This window comes from Aquibium microcysteis (assembly GCF_014495845.1).
Lineage (GTDB): Bacteria > Pseudomonadota > Alphaproteobacteria > Rhizobiales > Rhizobiaceae > Aquibium > Aquibium microcysteis.
The window spans coordinates 3422807-3440979 of sequence record NZ_CP061080.1; the positions used below are offsets into that span (position 1 = coordinate 3422807).

Below are 18173 nucleotides of genomic sequence, written 5' to 3' on the forward strand. Positions count from 1 at the left end.
CGCATGACCGCCCTCGCCAGACCCGAACTCGTCCACCTCTGCGACCTGACCGTCGATCTGGGAAAGCCATTGGAACTCGGCGACGCGCCGCGCGGCAAGCGGCGCATCATCCCGATCGTCGGGGGAAAGGTCGAGGGCGAGCGGCTCTCCGGCCGCATCCTGAACCTCGGTGCCGACTGGCAGACCATCATGGCGGACGCCAATGCCGAACTCGACACGCGCTACGCGATCGAGACGCATGACGGTGCGCTGATCGACATCCGCAATTTCGGCTATCGCCATGGACCGGCCGACGTGCTGGCGGCGGTGGGGCGCGGCGAACCGGTCGACCCGGCGCTCTACTACATGCGCACGCTGCCGCGCTTCGAGACCGGCGATCCGCGCTACGGCTGGCTCAACCGTCTGATCTGCGTCGGCACTGGAGCGCGCCTGGCGGCGGCAGTCGTCATCTCGGTCTACGAGGTGAAATGACCACGCGGGAGACCAGGACCGGACGCGCCGGCAAGGGCATCGACGCCCTCGCGAAGACGTCCGGCCGCCTCGAGGTCCCGCCGATGGCCACCATCATCGGCTACAAGCTCAGACGTGCGCAGCTCTACGTCTTCCAGGATTTCATCGAGACCTTCGCGCGCATGAAACTGCGCCCGGCGGAGTTCTCGGTCCTCGCCATCATCGCCGAGACGCCGGGGCTCAAGCAGTCCGAGATCGCCGAGATGCTGGGCGTCAAGCGGGCCAACTTCGTCGCGCTGATGGACAACCTGGAGAAGCGCGGACTGGCGGAGCGCCGCAAGGCGCAGACCGACCGCCGTTCCCATTCCGTCCACCTCACCGACGAAGGCGCCCGCTTCGTGCGCAGGATGACGGCCATGTGGGCAGAACACGAAAACCGCCTGATCGAGCGCCTCGGCGGCGCCGCCGAACGCGACCGCCTGATCGAACTGCTCGACCGGCTTCTCAGCCCGCCGACGGGCGAGGCGCCGCTTCCGGAGACCTGACGCACGGCAGCCGTCGCCCGCCACGTCGCGGCAACCGCCCCCGACCCGCACCTCGTGATCTACCGTGACGGCGGCCACATGCTCGTCGGCCATGATGCGGATGTCTGGTCGGCGATCAGGGCATTCCTGACGGTCCCCCACGGGATCGACGAGGCTATGCGCCCCGCAGTGCCGCAGCCACCGCGTCCGGAATCGCGAACCCCTTGATGCGGTCCGGGTTGTCCGGATCCCGGCCAGCCCAGACGCGCGTCTCGTGCGCCTCGATCGCCAGCGCTTCGCCCTTCAGCACCCGATGCCTGACGTCGAAGCTGGAGCGCCGGACATCTCCAGCGGTCGTCTCGATCGTGATCACGTCGCCGTAGCGGGACGGCAGGATGAACTTGGCACCCGTATCGACCATCGGCGTGCCGACGATGCCGTAGGCCTTCGTCCAGGCGATCTTCTTCATGCCCGTCGCCTTCTCCAGGAGATAGGCGGTCGAGGCGTCGAACAGGGCGAAATAGCGCGGGTAGAAGACGATGCCCGCGGCGTCGCAGTCGCCCCACTCGATCTCGACGTCGCGACGGTTGACCAGCATGGCGGCTTCCTTCCCCTTCGCGATGCGGACCCGCTCTCAGCCCTTGCGGTTCGCCACCAGCACGTGAAGCGGCGCCGGGTCCGTGTACAGATCCTCGACCAGCTTCGCCCGCGTCTGCATGACGGCACGCTGGTTGATCGAGCCCTTGTCGGTGATCTCGTGTGCATCGATGGAGGGGGGCCTGTCGAGGATGATCACCCTGGCCACGAGATTGGAGCTGCCGGTCGACTTGCGGGCGAGCGCGTCCAGCCTGTCCTGGAAATGCAGACGCACCGCCGGATGATGCGCCAGGTGCTTCTCGTCGGCGACGGGCACCTCGGGCGCGAGCCGCAGCGTCGCGTCGACGTCCAGGAACAGCAGCGCGCCGATATGGTTTCGGTCGAGCCCGGTCAGCACCACGTCGCGCACATAGGGCGCGAAGGCCGACACGATGGACCCGCGCACGCCGGCCATGTTCACCCACGTGCCCGTCGACAGCTTGAAGTCCTCGGTCACGCGGCCGTCGAACATGAAGCCTTTCGACACGTCGGCCGGATCGACGAAGCGCAGCGCATCGCCGATCATGTAATAGCCTTCCTCGTCGAAGCACTCGGCCGTCTTGTCCGGCTGGCGCCAGTAGCCGGGGGTGATGCTCGGCCCCTTGAGCCGCACTTCGAGCTTCTCGGCATTCGGCACAAGCTTGATCTTCAGCGCCGGCGCGGGCAGGCCCACCTCGCCCGGCTGGTTCACCGGCCATGTCGTGGTGAAGGCGAAGGGTGCCGTTTCGGTGGAGCCGTAGCCGGTGACGATGAGCACCTTCTCGCCGGTCGTGGCGATGGCGTGCGTCTCGAGCGCATCCCAGACGTGCTTGGCCAGACTCGCGCCGGCATACTGCATCAGCTTGAGCTTGCTGAAGAAGCGCTCCCGCAATGCGGCATTGCGGCCGAGGTGCTCGGTCAGCATCTCGTAGCCCTTCGGCACGTTGAAATACATCGTCGGCGCGATCTCCGTGAGATTGCGGACCGTCTTGTCGATGCCGCCCGGCGTCGGCGCGCCGTCGTCGATGTAGAGCGTTCCACCGTTCGACAGCGCGATGCCGAAATTGTGGTTGCCGCCGGCGGTGTGGTTCCACGGCAGCCAGTCGACCAGCACCGGCGGTTCGTCGGCCAGGAAGGCCATCGCCGACAGGATCATCAACTGGTTGCAGGTCATCATGCGCTGCGTGTTGATGACGGCCTTCGGCATGCCGGTGGAGCCCGACGTGAACAGGAACTTTGCCGGCTGGTCGGGATCGACCGCGGCATCCGCGGCGTCGACCGCGTCGGTCGCGACCGTGGCGGTCATCGCCTCGAAACTGTCCGACGCAAGACCGCCGACGGGTTGGCGTGCCACCACCAGGCCGATATCGTCGTTCATCACCGACCGGAGCGCAGCCTCGAAGGGCCTGCCGTCGGCGGCGAAGACGAGGCCGGGGGTCAGCAGCGAAAAGATGTGGCGCAGCTTCGCATGGTCCTTCGAGACCAGCGAATAGGCCGGCGAAACCGGTGCGAACGGCACGCCGGCCATCATGGCGCCGAGTGCGATCAGGCCGTGCTCGACCGAGTTGCCCGACAGGATCACGACCGGGCGTTCGGCCGAGAGCTTCCTGTCGAGCAGATATTGTGCGATCGAGCGGGCTCGGGCCAGCGCCTGCGCAAAGGTGACCTTGCGCCACGCTCCATCCTCTCCGCGATCGGCGAGGAACACACGCTCGGGAACCTCGGCCGCCCAGCGCCGCAGCCAGTCGATCATCGTGCGCGGATAGTCGCCCAGCGGCAGGACGGACTCGACATAGGTGGCGCCGGAAGGGCCATGTGTCGAAGCCACGGACTGTTCGCCCATGCGAACCGCCCGCACTCCGGATGCGGCGATGACCGGCATGCTGATCTCCTCCCGAGAAATAATGTTATTGAGTATAACGATCTGGCGGAAATTTCAAGCTTCGGCGAAGACCGTTCGCGCGTGTGCTTCCGCATGGGCGCCGGCGCGCGCCCCGGCAGCCTCCTGCCCTGCCACACCGCGGCGGGATGGAAGGCCGCGCGACGTCGGAAAACGAAAGGGGGCCTTGCGGCCCCCTCTTTGTGCCGGCGCCTTGCCCGGCCATGTCCACGCGCTTCCGAAACGAGCGAAGCGCGCGTCGCGCGGTCTATTGCGCGGCGACCGTCTCGTCGGCCGTTCCCTCGGCTTCCTGCTCGCCTTCGTCGCGGCCCCGCGGCCGGCGCGGCCGGCGCGGCCGGCGCGGCGCGGCGTCGTCAGCCGCTGCGGCAGGCGTTTCCGCCGCTGCGGGCGCCGCTACGGCCTCGGCGGCCGCCGGTTCCGGAGCGGCCGTCGGAGCGGCTGCAGCCACCTCGTCTCCGCCCTTGGCACGGGGCGGACGACCGCGGCGGCGGCCGGCAGTCTTCTGGCCGGCCATGGCTTCCTGTTCGAGCGCGACCTCGGCCGGCATGCCCTCGATCACCGGCTGCGGGCCACTGCCGTCATTCGCGCGCACGTCGCCGGCCGTCTCCCGTGCCACCACGGGCTGGGGCTGCTGGTCGCGGCGATGGTCGCGCGGCTGATTCTCGCCGTCGCGCCGGCCGTCCTCGCGGCGCCCGTCGTCCCGGCGGTTCGCCTCGTCGCGGTCGCGGCGGCCGTCTTCCCGCCGGTTGTCCCGCTGCCGCCCGTCCTGCTGGCGGCCCTCGCGGTTGTCGCCCTGCCGGCCGTCATTCTGGCGAGAATCGCTGTGTCGGCCATCCTGCTGGCGGCCTTCGCGATTCTCGGTCTGGCGGCCGTCGTTCTGCCGGGCTTCCGGCTGGCGCGCGTCCTGCGGCTGCCCGAAGGGCTGCTCGCCCGCCTCGTCGCCGTCCTCATCGTCGAAGTCGTCGCGCTGGTCGCGCAGCACGGGAGCGGGCATCTGGCCCTGCGCCGCCATGATGATGCGGTTGTAATGCTCGGCGTGCTGCAGGTAGTTCTCCGCCATGACCCTGTCGCCCGAGCTCTGGGCGTCGCGGGCGAGAGCGGCATATTTTTCCGCGATTTGCTGGGCGGAGCCCCTGATCTTGACGTCCGGCCCGTTGCTTTCGTAGCTGCGGGTAAGTGGATTGGGGCCCTTGCGGTTGGGGTTGTTGTTATTGTTGTTGTTATTGTTGTTCCTGCCGCGCATGCGCCGGTTCTGCTGTTGTGGCCTCATCCGATACTCTTCGATTCAATCATGTTGAAATAAGCGGGCGCCACAGCCGACAACGGCTTCCGAAGCGCCTTCCGATTACGAGCACCGCGGCATGCCTCGGCCGCCGGCCCAGCCATCACGTTCCTGGTTTCTCACCATGGGCCGGAGGAACCCCATACGAAGCATGTGCGCGGGTCACGCGGCCGGCAGCTTGTTTCCTGGAGGAACCGAACCGATCAGCACTGCCTGCTTCGTCTCATCCGGTGGCCGGAAACTATCCGGTATCGCAACGTATGCCAAGCACTTTTTCGCAAGGCACAATCCTGAGGATCAAAGGCGGAAGACCAACGCCCGATCGCGACCGCCCATATCCTTGGCCGCATCGATCCGGACCAGTCCGGCCGCTTGGAACACCTGTGTGACCCCGTCCTTCTGGCTGGCTCCGATCTCCAGCCCGACGATGCCGCCGGGCTCGAGGTGAGGTGTCACTCCCGCCGCGATCACCCGGTAGGCTTCCAGCCCGTCGGCTCCGCCGAGCAGCGCCCGCGGCGGATCGTGATCCTTCACCTCGGGCGCGAGAGCGGCGTACTCGCTCGCCGTTATGTAGGGAGGGTTCGAGACGATTGCATCATAGCGGCCGGAAATATCGCCGAACCAGTCCGACAGCACGGTCTCGAATCGCTCCGACAACCCGTTTTCGTCGGCATTGCGCCGGGCGGCGGCGAGCGCGCCGGGAGCGATGTCGCTGGCGACCGCACGAGCCTGCGGGATCTGCGACAGCAGCGCCAGCGCGATGGCCCCGGTCCCCGTGCCGAGGTCGAGGATCCGGCAATGTCCGCGCTCGGCCGCGACCGCGCGCAGACGCGGCAGCACGAGGTCGACCAGCGTTTCGGTGTCGGGTCTCGGCTCCAGCGTGTCCGGCGACAGGTGGAGCGTCAGCCCGTAGAAGCCGCGCTGACCGATGATCCGGTGGACCGGTTCGCCGGCCAGCCGCCGCGCGACGGCCGCTTCCGCGGCCTGCACCGCGTCCGACCGGACCGGGCGCCCGGGATCGCGGATCGCATCCATGCGGTCGGTCGACGTGGAATGCTCGACGAGCAGCCGCGCGTCGAGCGCCGGGTTCTCGACGCCGGCTGCGGCAAGCCTTCCGCGCAGTCGCCGCAGAAGGGCGTCGAGCGGCTCGCCCGGCCCGGCCGGCGTCTCAGCCATTCTCGCCCATCTCGGCGAGGAGCTTCGTCTGGTGATCGGAGATCAGCGCGCCGATCACGTCGTCGAGGTCGCCTTCCATCACCCGGTCGAGCTTGTAGAGGGTGAGGTTGATGCGATGATCGGTGAGCCGCCCCTGCGGAAAATTGTAGGTCCGGATGCGCTCCGAGCGGTCGCCGGACCCGACCTGAAGCCGCCGCGCCTCCGAGCGCTCGTCTGCCGCCTTGGTACGCTGCATGTCGAACAGGCGCGCGCGCAGGATCTGCATGGCGCGCGCCCGGTTCTGGTGCTGCGACTTCTCCGCCTGCACCACCACCACGCCGGTCGGCAGGTGGGTGATGCGCACCGCCGAATCGGTGGTGTTGACGTGCTGCCCGCCGGCGCCCGAGGCGCGCATCGTGTCGATACGGATGTCCTCGTTGCGGATCTCGACGTCGATCTCCTCTGCCTCCGGCAGCACCGCGACCGTCGCCGCCGACGTATGGATGCGCCCGCTCGCTTCCGTCGCCGGCACGCGCTGCACCCGGTGCACGCCCGATTCGAACTTCAGCTTCGAGAACACGCCCTTGCCGGAGACGGTGGCGATGATCTCCTTGTAGCCGCCGGCATCGCCCTCGCTCGCCGAGACCACCTCGACCTTCCAGCCATGGTCGGCGGCGTAGCGCTCGTACATGCGGAACAGGTCGCCCGCGAAGATCGCGGCCTCGTCGCCGCCGGTGCCGGCACGGATTTCCAGGATGGCGCTGCGGGCATCGGCCGCGTCCTTGGGCAGGAGCAGCAGCTGGATCGCCTGCTCGACCGCCTCGATCCGCTCCACCACCTCGTCGAGCTCGGCCTCGGCCAGTTCGCGCATCTCCGCGTCGGTCGCCTTGTCGGACAGCATCGCCCGGATGTCGTCCCGCTCCCGCTCGGCCGCGCGCAGCGCCTTCACCTGCACGACGAGGTCCTGTATCTCGGAATATTCCGAGGCGAGCCGGACATAGGTCTCCGAATCCGGCCCGGCCGCCAGCTGCGCCTCGATGTACTCGTGGCGTTTCAGGACCTGGTCCATGCGGTCGGCGGGGAGAGTGGTCATGATTGGGCTATTTACCGGTTTATCCGGCCTACGCAATGCTGGGGGGCGGAAGCCTTAAGGGCAAGGCCAGAGGGGGTTCTGGATTTGCGGCACCGAAATCGCTCAAAGCTCGCGGGCGGTCAGCGACCATGATGCTATGTCCCTGCCAATTTGAACCCACTCGTCTCTTAACTTCTCAATGTCCGACGCAGATACAAGGGCTCGATCTAGGCCTTCAAACTGATCGCCTTGAAATACCGGTAAATCACCACTGTGCTCGCATGCAAAGTATATTCCTATAAAATCAGCAACTTGCTTCAGCTCCTTGATGGCATCACGCGCGTGATCTAAGTTAAAATTCTGAAGCGTCTTTCCCTCACGGCTCTTAGCGCTTCCTGCATGAGCGATGTGAGAGTTAACGTGTTCAGCTATTTCGTCCATGCGAGAGAGCCTCCGCTCCAGTCGCAAAAAAACATTTTCATCAATATAATCATTAGAGGCGCGTCTATCCTCGGAAACGCTGCTCAACTCGTCAAAGAATCTTTGGCTACACTCATGCTTTCTAATTTCCGGATTGCCCCAAATCGGCGCACCGCTCACAGAACGTAATTTTCGTTCATGATCTTCTCGAAGATCATCGATGGTACCGCGCGCGCCCCATACCCGCTCCACATAGACTTGGCGAGTGAGGCGATCTCGGCAAGATTGTATATCGCCCACGACCGATCGCAGCGAATAAACACCTTTTGGACCGTGCAGGGGCGCGCGATCCAGAAGACGCCTAATCCCCATGAGAAGCTTATACCAATAGCCATTCGAAATCATCTCAAAGAGCATTCCATTGATCGGCGGGCTCTTCTCGCGATATTGATTGGAAAATCTGATCGCTGACACTATCGATCTAAATGCAGCAAAGTCCCATAACATCTCAGAAACACTATTGTTAATACCCATCTCACAATCTTGGAATGCCTGCCGCCAAAGCAAAATCCTGTCTTGAAGGTTATTCACACACTGCTTCTGACTGGAAGCCATAATTTTTTCCCAACGATTATATTATTGAAAATTCGACAGCGCAAATCACTTTAATAAAATTTTAGCGAATATCTCTACGAAGCGATCCGTCCGTCGTCGCTTCAACTGAATTACGATATTCCAGATACTCCCGATACAGCCGATCCGCTTCGGCCTCGATCGCCTTGCGATGGACAGAATCAAGAGCAGCCACCTTCTCTTGAAGGGTAATTGACATAGCCTAGTACCTTCCTGTGCCGCAAAGTAAGGCATAGCATTCGGGCGGGACTTCTGCAAAGATCACACGAAAAGATAAATCCATTCGTGAGCAGAGAAGTCTGCCCATCTAGACCGGGATCTCGTGCTCCGCCGCAAAGGCCCGCAGCATCGCACGGGCGTCGTGGGTCGCGCCGCCGTCGCCGAGGATCAGCCCCATCTGGGCGGTCAGCGTCTCGACCGGCAGGTCGACCAGCATGGCCTTGACCGGGCCGATGGCGGCGGCCGACATCGAGATCGAGCGGAAGCCGAGGCCGATCAGCGCCATGGCCGAGATCGGCCGGCTGGCGAGCTCGCCGCACAGCGTCACCGGCGTGCCCGCGCGTGTCCCCGCGTCGAGCACCGACTTCAGTGCCCGCAGGAACGGCGCCGACAGCGGGTCGAAGCGCGAGGCCACCGTGCCGTTGCCGCGGTCGGTCGCGGTCATGAACTGGAACAGGTCGTTCGAGCCGATCGAGACGAAGTCGACCTCCCGCATCAGCTCGTCGAGCTGGAACAGCAAAGACGGCACCTCCACCATCGCGCCGATGGCGAGGCTGGTCGGCAGCAGGTGGCCGAAGCGCGCGAGGTGCCTGACCTCGCGGTCGATGATCGCCCGCGCCCGTCGGATCTCGGAGACCTCGGTGACCATCGGCAGCATGACGCGCAGCTCGCGCCCGCCCGCCGCCTTCAGCAGCGCGCGGAACTGCGTGCGCAGGAGCGCCGGGCGGTCGAGCGTCAGGCGGATCGCGCGCCAGCCGAGCGCCGGGTTCTCCTCCTTCTCCGAGCCGCGGAAATAGGGCAGCACCTTGTCGCCGCCGATGTCGATGGTGCGGAAGGTCACCGGCTTGTCGCCCGCCGCCTCCAGCACCTGGCGGTACAGCGTCTCCTGCGCCTGGGCGCGCGGGAAGGTGGCCGCCACCATGAACTGCAGCTCGGTACGGAACAGCCCAATGCCGGCCGCGCCCGCGTCGCCCAGCTGCGGCAGGTCGACCGCCAGCCCGGCATTCATCATCAGTTCGACCTTGACGCCGTCCTTCGAGACCGAGGGGCGGCTGCGCAGCTCGCGGTAGAGTTCCTGGCGGCGGGCCCGGAAGCGTGCCTTTTCGGCGAAGGCGGCCTCGACGTCGGGCTGCGGCCGAAGGTGCACCCGGCCCTCGTCGCCGTCCACGATGATCGGGTCGCCGTTCTCGGCCATCGACACCGCGCCCTTGGCCTGGCCGGTCACCGGAATGCCGATCGCGCGGGCCACGATCACCACATGGCTGGTCGCCGCCGCGTCCTCCAGCACCAGCCCGCGCAGCTTGTCGCGTGGATAGTCGAGCAGGTCGGCCGCGCCCATCGAGCGCGACACGACGATCGCGTCCCGCGGCAGCGCGGCAGCGAGATTCTCCGGTCCGTGGCCCATCAGCTGCCTGAGCAGCCGGTTGCCGAGGTCGTCGAAGTCGTTCATCCGGTCGCGCATGTAGGGATCGGTCATGTGCATCATGCGCGCGCGCATGTCGCTCTGCACCTTCTCCACCGCCGCTTCCGCCGTCAGGCCGTTGCGCACCGCCTCTTCCAGCCGCCGCACCCAGCCGCGGTCGTGCGCGAACATGCGGTAGGCTTCGAGCACGGCGCGGTGTTCGCCCTCGCTGGCGACATCGCGCCGCGACAGCATGTCGTCGATCGAGACCCTGAGAGAGCCGAGCGCCGTGTCCAGCCGGCGCAGTTCGGTGTCGACGTCCTCGTTGAACAGGTTGGTGACGACGATGCGCGGCTCGTGCAGCACCACGTGGCCGAGGCCGACGCCTTCGTTGAAGGACAGCCCGTCGATCGTCACCGGGCGCGACAGGTCGAGTTCCATGCCCGGCCGGGTCAGGCGGCGCAGGTCGCCGGTGGCGATCATCTCGGCGATGACCATCGCCGTGGTCTCCAGCGCCTCCACCTCGTCGTCGCCGTAGTGGCGCTTGGTCTTGTTCTGGACGACGAGGACGCCGAGCGTCCGGCCGGCCCGCAGCACCGGCACGCCGAGGAAGGAGTGGTAGATCTCCTCGCCGGTCTCCGGCAGGTAGGTGAAGGCCGGATGGTTCTGCGCATCCTGCAGGTTCAGCGCCCGGGCGCTCGCCGCGATCGTGCCGACGAGGCCCTGCCCCAGCCGCAGTTGCGCCAGATGCACGGAGCTCGGGTTCAGACCCTCGGTGGCGTAGAGCTCCAGCACCGAATCCGCCCGCAGCACGTAGAGCGAGCACACCTCGGCCACCATGTTGGAGGCGATCTCGCGCACGATGCGGTCGAGCCGGGCCTGCGGCTCCGCCGCCTCGGCCATCAGCTCGCGCAGCCGTCTCAGCAATACCCGCGGGCTGCCGGCGAATTCGCGCATCGGGCGTTTCTCCCACGGCCTTCGGCCGCCTCCGCGCGAATCGCGGACGCGGCAGGCCGAGCAACGATTGGTAGGACTATTGCTTATCCAGACCGTAGACGGAATGCAAAGTCCGCACTGCAAGCTCGGTATAGGCGCCATCGATCAGGATCGAGATCTTGATCTCCGACGTCGTGATCGCGCGGATGTTGATGCCCTTCTCCGACAGCGCCTTGAAGGCGGTGGCCGCCACGCCCGCATGGCTGCGCATGCCGATGCCGATCACCGACACCTTGGCCATGCCGGTGTCGTGCTGCACCAGTTCGAAGCCGATGGTTTCGCGCGACCGGTCGAGCACGGCGAGCGCCTTGCCGAGGTCGCTCGACGGAACCGTGAAGGTCATGTCGGTGCGCGATCCGTCCTCGGAGATGTTCTGGACGATCATGTCGACGTTGATGTTGGCTTCCGCGAGCGGCCCGAAGATGCCGGCGGCGACGCCCGGCCGGTCGGCGACGCGGCGGAGCGATATCTGGGCCTCGTCCTTGGCGTAGGCGATGCCGGTAACGACCTGCTGTTCCACGATTTCGTCCTCGTCGCAAATGAGGGTGCCGGGGGGATTGAGAAGATCGCCCATGCCGGGCGCGTCGGGGTCCTCGAAGGAGGAGCGCACGAAGGTGCGCACCTTGTGCACCATGGCGAGTTCCACCGAGCGCACCTGCAGCACCTTGGCGCCGAGCGATGCCATTTCGAGCATCTCCTCGAAGCTGATCTTGGCCAGCCGCCGCGCCTTGGGCTCGATGCGCGGGTCCGTCGTGTAGACGCCGTCGACGTCGGTGTAGATGTCGCAGCGGTCGGCCTTCACCGCGGCCGCGATGGCCACCGCGCTGGTGTCGGAGCCACCCCGCCCCAGCGTTGCGATCCGGTTGTCCGGGCCGATGCCCTGGAAGCCGGCGATCACCGCCACCTGGCCCTCGCCGAACCGCTTGATCAGGAACGATCCGTCGATATCCTGGATTCGTGCGGCGCCATGCGCGTTGTCCGTGCGGATCGGGATCTGCCAGCCCTGCCAGGAGCGGGCATGGATGCCCATGGCCTGCAGCGTCAGCGCCAGCAGGCCGGACGTCACCTGTTCGCCCGAAGCCACCACGGCGTCGTATTCGCGCGCGTCGTAGATGTTGAAATTCGCGCCTTCGGCCTTCGAGGCGTCCTGCACCCAGGCCACCAGCTCGTTGGTCTTGCCGGCCATGGCCGATACGACCACGGCCACCTCGTGGCCAGCGTCCACCTCGCGTTTGACGTGCCTGGCCACGTTGCGGATCCGGGCGATGTCGGCAACCGAAGTTCCGCCGAATTTCATCACGATGCGCGCCATGGAAGCGATGTGCCTTTGCGGGGGTCGCGGCCTCTCCGGTCGCGGAAACTGAAGGGCGCGCGGCGGGCTTTGCCGCCGCGCGGATGCGCGGCTTCCTTAGCCAAAGCGTCCCCGCTTCGCAAGCACCGGCCGGGCGGTCGTTCGGCGCTGAACGAAGCGTCACTCATGCGGGTGCTTGAACCGCGCGTCCGGCCGGGCTTATCTGGCGCAACCACGCAGACGAGGCATGCAATGAATGCGAAGACGCCGCCCCGGCGCATGCGGCTCACCAGGGACCATGTCGCACTGCTCGCCCGCGACATTCCCGATCCCGGCTTTCAGGTCTTCCCCGGCATGGTTCCCGCGACCGATGCCGACTACGAACGTGCCGTCGCCGAGATCATGGCCGGTGCGCCCGAGGACGGGTTCTGGGTGTTCGGCTACGGCTCGCTGATCTGGAACCCGGAATTCGACTTCGTGGAGCGCCGCACGGCGCTGGCGCGCGGCTGGCACCGGCGCTTCTGCCTCGGCTGGGACTACCGCTACCGCGGCAACCGCGAGCAGCCGGGCCTGATGCTGGCGATCGATCGCGGCGGCCAGTGCCACGGCGTGGTGTTTCGCCTGCCCGGCGACGCGATCAAGGCCAACATGGACCGGCTGATCCGGCGCGAGATGAGCATGGTGCCGTCCGCCTTCCCGCCGCGCTGGATCAAGGTGACGACACCGCAAGGGCCGCTGAAGGCGCTGACCTTCGCGATGAACCGCAAGAGCGGCCGCTATGTCAGCGAACTCGACGACGAGGCCACCGCCGACATGCTCGCTACCGCCTGCGGCTTCCGCGGCTCGATGGCGGAGTATCTGCACGCGACCGTCGAGCACCTGGAACAGATGGGCATCCACGACCGCCATCTCTGGCGCCTGCAGCACCTCACCGCCGAGCGCATCGAGCGCCTGCATGGGGCCTGCACTGCCTGAACGGAGCGGTCGCGACCGGGCTCCGATCGACGCCTGTGGCGACTTCCGATGCACGACGCCGGCGGGAAAAATTTCGAGGAGACCAGCTGCAGATTTTGATGTATTGGCCGCCCGTTGCAACCATGGAAGGTAGAACGATGAATCGTACATACGAGAAACCGGTGCTTTCGAAGCGCGGCAGGCTCGGTACCGTGGCAGCGGCGCCGACGTCGCTGGTGCCCCCGCCGCTGCCGCCCTTACCGCCGCGCGACTGATCCGCCGTGGAGCCGGGCGGCATCGAGTGCCCGCCTGCTGAAGCGTGTCTCCCGAAGGTGGGCGCCGGTCCCGGGTGAAGGGCACGCGCGAAGACGAAGACCTGAAGCGTGCGGCGCGATTCTGAAAGATTGCGACACGCTTTAGGGCGGGCGGAGCGGATCGGGCGGGTCGCGTTAAGCTCCAGGCCAGGGTTTTCGGCCGCGCTGCCTCGCGCGGCCCTACCGAATGCATCCGGCTGGACGACGCCGTTCCGCCGCTGACGGACGAACCCTCGCCATCGTGCGGCCTTTGAACTAGCCGATCGTCCGCTCGAGCAGTCCCACCCAGTTGCGCCAGGCGATCTTCTCGATCAGCTCCCGGCCGAATCCATGCGCCTCCATCGCCTCGATCAGCCGCGGCAGGCCGGCAACGTCGCGGATGGCGGCGGGCACCGGGGCGCCATCGAAATCCGACCCGAAGCCGACGCCGTCCTCGCCCAGCGCTTCCACCAGCGCGTCGAGATGGGCAATCATGACGTCGAGCGCGGTATCGCCGCCCATGCGTCCGTCGGAGCGCAGGAAGCCGGTGGCGAAGTTCAGCCCCACCATGCCGCGGCTCTCGCGGATCGCCGACAATTGCCACTCCGTCAGGTTGCGCGCCGAGGGGCAGAGCGCGTGCACGTTGGAATGCGTGGCGACCAGCGGCGCGTCGGTGATCGCCGCGACGTCGCGGAATCCCTTCTCGTTGAGATGCGACAGGTCGACGAGGATCTTCAGCCGGTTGCAGGCCCGCACGAGCGCCTTGCCGGCATCGGTCAGTCCCGGCCCGGTGTCGGGCGTCGAGGGAAAGCGGAACGGCACGCCCTCGCCGAAGACGTTGCGGCGGCTCCAGACCGGGCCGAGCGAACGCAGGCCGGCGGCGTGCAGCACGTCGAGCAGCGCGAGATCCGGCCCGATCGCCTCCGCGCCCTCGATGTGGAACAGCGCCGCGATCGAGCCCCGGTCCATCGCCGAACGGATGTCGGCGGCACTGCGGCAGACCGTCAGCGCTCCGTCCGATGCGCGTTCGAGCCGGAACAGGATCGAGGCCATGGCGAAGGTGGCTGCGGCCGCGTCGGCCTGGGCGAGGTCCGGCGGCAGCCGCTCGTCGCTTCCGGGCGGCGGCGCGGGCGACGAGAAGTCGATCGGCCCGAGCGGCGGCGGGAAGACCGCGAAGAATCCGCCTGCGAAGCCGCCCTGCCTTGCCCGCGGCAGATCGATGTGGCCCTTGCGGGTGCCGTCGAGGAAAAGCCTTTCGGGCTCCGCGACCTTGGCGGCATGCAGCCTGAGCAGGGTGTCGTTGTGGCCGTCGAAGACCGGGACGGGCGTGGATGGGGGCATGGGCAGACGTTCGGTCTCCGTTGCGGGTCGTGAGCGACCGCTCTCCGGCGCGCGCCGGGCCTTCAGTCCTAGCGGAGCCCGGCAGGCGGGGCAAACGCGAACGTGGCGTCCCGGAGACGGCGACCGGACTGCCCCTTCCGCCGTCAGCCGGCGGGGTCGAGTTCCACGATCACGTCGCCGGCCCGCACCTGATCGCCGGCGCGGGCGCGAACCGCCGTCACCGTGCCCGTCGCCGCGGCGGCGAGCATCGTCTCCATCTTCATCGCCTCGACCATGCCGACCGTCTGCCCGGCCTCCACCCGGTCGCCGGCGGCGGCCGACAGCGCGCGCAGCACGCCCGTCACCGGCGTGCGGACCAGCGACGGATCGGCCGCCGCCTCGCGCGCCGCAAGCCGGTCCGGCTCGCTGAAGCGCCAGGTCCGGCCGTCGCGGTCGAGCCAGACGTCGCGGCCCTCGGCATGGACGGTGGCGACGGCAAGCGCCCCGCCGTCCGCTGCTCCCGCCCCCAGCACCGCCTGCAGCCGCGCCCCCTCGATCCGTGCTTCGACGATCGCCACGTCGACCCCTTCGATTCCACCGACCCCGTCGGCCGTGACGATGCGGACGCTGGCCAGGCGGCCGCGCTCGATCCGCGCGGTGGTCTCGAAGCGGCAACCGTCGCAGTCCAGCGTGACCGAGCAGTCGGCGACGCCCGTCGAGCGAAACCAGCCGCCCGGCGCCGACAGCGCCAGCCACGCGGCGGCCAGCGCAACCGTCTCCCGCGAAGGCAGAGCTGCCCGCAGCAGCGGCGCGTCGTCGGCGATCCAGCGGTCGATCAGGTCCGTCGTCACGGCGCCGGCGCGGAACTCCGGCGACGCGAGCAGACCGAGGAGGAAGCCGCGGTTGGTCTTCGGCCCGAACAGCGGCCGCGTCTCCAGCGCCCGCACGAGCCTGCGGATCGCCTCGTCGCGGGCGCGGCCATGCGCGATCAGCTTGGCGATCATCGGGTCGTAGAAGGGCGTCACCGCCTGCCCGTCCTCCACGCCGGTGTCGATGCGCAGCCCCGGCTCGTCGGCGCCGACCTGCGGCCGCCAGCCGCGCACCGTCCCCGTCTGCGGCCGGAAGCCCGCCTGCGGGTCCTCGGCGTAGAGCCGCGCCTCGATCGCGTGGCCGGCGAAGACCACCTCCTCCTGCCGAAGCGGCAGCGCCTCGCCCTGCGCGACCCGCAGCTGCCATTCGACGAGGTCGAGCCCGGTCACCATCTCGGTCACCGGATGCTCCACCTGCAGGCGCGTGTTCATCTCCAGGAAATGGTAGCCGCCTTCCGCCCCGACGATGAACTCCACCGTTCCCGCCCCCACGTAGTCCACCGCCTTCGCGCAGGCGACGGCGTCGCGCGCCATGGCGTCGGTCACGCCCGCGCCGATCGGCGAACTCTCCTCGACGATCTTCTGGTGCCGCCGCTGCGCCGAACAGTCGCGCGCGCCGAGATGGATGCAGTTGCCCCGGCCGTCGGCGAAGACCTGCACCTCGACGTGCCGCGCCGCCTCCACCAGCCGTTCCAGGATCAGCCCGCCGCTGCCGAAGGCGTTCTCCGCCTCGCGCCGCGCGCTTTCCACCGCCGACGCGAGATCGTCCGCGCGTCGCACCCGCCGCATGCCCCGCCCGCCACCGCCGGCGGACGCCTTCACCAGCAGCGGAAAGCCGATGCGATCCGCTTCCGCGGCGAACCGGTCGGCCGACTGGTCCTCGCCGTCATAGCCCGGCACCACCGGCACCCCGGCCCGCGCCATCAGCACCCGCGCCCGCGCCTTGTCGGCCATGGCGCGGATCGCTTCGGGCGGCGGCCCGACGAACACCAGCCCCGCGTCGCGACAGCCTTGCGCGAAGTCCGCATTTTCCGACAGGAAGCCATAGCCCGGATGCACGGCATCGGCCCCCGCCAGGCGCGCCGCGGCAAGAATCGTGCCCGCGTCGAGATAGGACCGCGCCGCCTCCGCCGGCCCGATCCGCACCGCCCGGTCGGCCATCCGCACATGCGGCGCCCCGGCATCGGCATCGCTGTGCACCGCCACCGTGGCGATCCCCATCCGCCGCGCCGTGCGGATGATCCGGCAGGCGATCTCGCCGCGGTTGGCGATGAGCAGGGTCTGGATCATGGGTGCCACGGGATATGTCCGCGCTCGACGACACCCCCCTCTGGCCTGCCGGCCATCTCCCCCTCAAGGGGGGAGATCGGCTGTCTCCACCGGCTTCGCCAATCGACAACGACGCAGGACGAGCGACGACGCCGAAATCGCCGATCTCCCCCCTTGAGGGGGGGCCGAAGGACGGGCGAGACCGGTGGCTCGCCACGCCCGGCAGGCCAGAGGGGGGTATCGCAAAGCGCAGACATACGTATACGCACCACCCTCACCCCCGCCCCCGGTTGCCCGTGCCCGGCAGCGTGCCCTCCAGCTTGGCGATGATGCCGAGCATGATCTCGTCGGCGCCCGCCCCGATCGACACCAGCCGCGTGTCGCGCCAGGCGCGGCTCACCGGATTGTCGGCGGTGTAGCCCATGCCGCCCCAGTATTGCAGGCAGGCATCGGTGAGTTCGCGCGCCAGCCGCCCGGTCTTCAGCTTGGCCATCGAGGCGAGCCGCGTCACGTCGGCGCCGGCGACGTACTGCTCGATCGCGCTCCAGGTCAGCGCGCGCAGCGCCTCCACCTCGGTGCGCAGTTCGGCCAGCCGGAAATGCACCACCTGATTGTCGAGGATCGGCTTGCCGAAGGCCTGCCGCTGGCCGGTATAGTCGATCGTCAGGTCGATCAGCCGGTCGAAGCCCTTCAGCGAACTCGCCGCCGAATAGAGCCGCTCCTCCTGGAACTGCAGCATCTGGTAGGTGAAGCCCATGCCCTCCTGGCCGATCAGGTTGGCGACCGGCACCCGCACCGCGTCGAAGAACAGCTGCGCGGTGTCGGACGAATGCATGCCGATCTTGCGGATCTTCTGCCGCGTGATGCCCGCGGCATCCATCGGCACGCAGATCAGCGACTTGTTCCTGTGCGGGGGCCCGTCCGACGTGTTGGCGAGCAGACAGCACCAGTCCGCCTCCATGCCGTTGGTGATCCACATCTTGGTGCCCGAGATCACCCAGTCGCCGCCGTCCCGGCGCGCGACCGTCTTCACCGCCGCCACGTCCGAGCCGCCGCCCGGCTCCGAGACGCCAAGGCAGCCCACCACGTCGCCCGCAATCGACGGCGCGAGGAAATTCCGCTTCACGTGGTCGGAGCCGAAGCGGTTCAGCGCCGGCGTGCACATGTCGGTGTGGACGCCGATCGCCATCGGCACGCCGCCGCAATGGCACGCGCCCAGCTCCTCGGCCATCACCATGGAATAGGAGAAGTCGAGCCCCAGCCCGCCGTAGTCGGGATCGTATTTGACCCCGAGCAGGCCGAGATCGCCCATCTTCTTGAGGACCTCGTGCGAGGGAAACGCCTCCGCCGCCTCCCAGGCGTCGACATGCGGATTGAGTTCCGTCTCGACGAACCTTGCCACTGTGCGGCGCAGGCTCTCGTGTTCGGCGGTGAAGTGCATCTGGTTTCCTCCCAATCGTTCCGATGGAGTGCCGGTACACCCCCCTCTGCCTGCCGGCATCTCCCCCT

14 protein-coding genes are annotated in these 18173 nt (G+C 67.7%); 3 read left to right on the forward strand and 11 right to left on the reverse strand.

Annotated elements, in window-relative coordinates:
• Positions 1 to 3 precede the first annotated feature (3 nt).
• Together IAI54_RS15960 and IAI54_RS15965 are read left to right on the forward strand one after the other, a co-directional pair.
• The gene (locus tag IAI54_RS15960; protein WP_187968140.1) at positions 4 to 471 is read left to right on the forward strand and encodes a DUF3237 domain-containing protein; all 468 of its coding nucleotides are present in this window, start codon (positions 4 to 6) and stop codon (positions 469 to 471) included.
• The gene (locus tag IAI54_RS15965) at positions 468 to 995 is read left to right on the forward strand and encodes a MarR family winged helix-turn-helix transcriptional regulator (RefSeq protein ID WP_187968141.1); all 528 of its coding nucleotides are present in this window, start codon (positions 468 to 470) and stop codon (positions 993 to 995) included. Before IAI54_RS15960 ends, IAI54_RS15965 begins: the two co-directional genes overlap by 4 nt.
• Positions 996 to 1149: 154 nt before the next feature.
• Here the strand turns inward: IAI54_RS15965 and IAI54_RS15970 are convergent, their stop codons facing one another.
• From IAI54_RS15970 to IAI54_RS16005, 8 genes are all read right to left on the reverse strand, one after another.
• On the reverse strand, positions 1150 to 1572 hold the full coding sequence (locus IAI54_RS15970; RefSeq protein ID WP_187968142.1) for an acyl-CoA thioesterase: 423 nt from the start codon (positions 1570 to 1572) through the stop codon (positions 1150 to 1152).
• 36 nt (positions 1573 to 1608) lie between these two features.
• Entirely contained in the window at positions 1609 to 3471 is a 1863-nt protein-coding gene (locus tag IAI54_RS15975; protein WP_187968143.1) for a feruloyl-CoA synthase, read from the reverse strand.
• 265 nt (positions 3472 to 3736) lie between these two features.
• A complete protein-coding gene (locus IAI54_RS15980; RefSeq protein ID WP_187968144.1) occupies positions 3737 to 4759 on the reverse strand; it encodes a DUF4167 domain-containing protein in 1023 nt (340 codons plus the stop codon).
• 309 nt (positions 4760 to 5068) lie between these two features.
• Positions 5069 to 5947 carry a peptide chain release factor N(5)-glutamine methyltransferase gene (prmC, locus tag IAI54_RS15985; protein WP_187968145.1) on the reverse strand — a complete coding sequence of 293 codons (879 nt, stop codon included), beginning with the start codon at positions 5945 to 5947 and terminating at the stop codon, positions 5069 to 5071.
• Entirely contained in the window at positions 5940 to 7019 is a 1080-nt protein-coding gene (prfA, locus tag IAI54_RS15990; RefSeq protein ID WP_187968146.1) for a peptide chain release factor 1, read from the reverse strand. The genes prmC and prfA overlap by 8 nt, the downstream gene beginning before the upstream one ends.
• A gap of 102 nt (positions 7020 to 7121) precedes the next feature.
• Positions 7122 to 8033, reverse strand: coding sequence for an AbiU2 domain-containing protein (locus tag IAI54_RS15995; RefSeq protein ID WP_187968147.1), 912 nt, complete (start codon positions 8031 to 8033; stop codon positions 7122 to 7124).
• A 325-nt stretch (positions 8034 to 8358) separates the two neighbouring features.
• Positions 8359 to 10629 (reverse strand): phosphoenolpyruvate--protein phosphotransferase, encoded by a 2271-nt coding sequence (gene ptsP, locus IAI54_RS16000; protein WP_187968148.1) that lies wholly within the window; start codon positions 10627 to 10629, stop codon positions 8359 to 8361.
• Positions 10630 to 10705: 76 nt separating this feature from the next.
• On the reverse strand, positions 10706 to 11980 hold the full coding sequence (locus IAI54_RS16005) for an aspartate kinase (protein ID WP_187968149.1): 1275 nt from the start codon (positions 11978 to 11980) through the stop codon (positions 10706 to 10708).
• A gap of 231 nt (positions 11981 to 12211) precedes the next feature.
• Here IAI54_RS16005 and IAI54_RS16010 point away from each other — a divergent pair, with 231 nt between their 5' ends.
• Positions 12212 to 12934 (forward strand): gamma-glutamylcyclotransferase, encoded by a 723-nt coding sequence (locus IAI54_RS16010; protein WP_187968150.1) that lies wholly within the window; start codon positions 12212 to 12214, stop codon positions 12932 to 12934.
• A gap of 548 nt (positions 12935 to 13482) precedes the next feature.
• On the opposite strand, the gene IAI54_RS16015 is transcribed toward IAI54_RS16010, so the two are convergent.
• The 3 genes from IAI54_RS16015 to IAI54_RS16025 all read right to left on the reverse strand — a co-directional run bounded on the left by IAI54_RS16015 (position 13483) and on the right by IAI54_RS16025 (position 18105).
• A complete protein-coding gene (locus IAI54_RS16015; RefSeq protein WP_187968151.1) occupies positions 13483 to 14547 on the reverse strand; it encodes a dipeptidase in 1065 nt (354 codons plus the stop codon).
• 143 nt (positions 14548 to 14690) lie between these two features.
• Positions 14691 to 16685, reverse strand: coding sequence for an acetyl/propionyl/methylcrotonyl-CoA carboxylase subunit alpha (locus IAI54_RS16020; RefSeq protein ID WP_187973187.1), 1995 nt, complete (start codon positions 16683 to 16685; stop codon positions 14691 to 14693).
• A 253-nt stretch (positions 16686 to 16938) separates the two neighbouring features.
• Entirely contained in the window at positions 16939 to 18105 is a 1167-nt protein-coding gene (locus IAI54_RS16025) for an acyl-CoA dehydrogenase family protein (RefSeq protein WP_187968152.1), read from the reverse strand.
• Between the last annotated feature and the right edge of the window lie 68 nt (positions 18106 to 18173).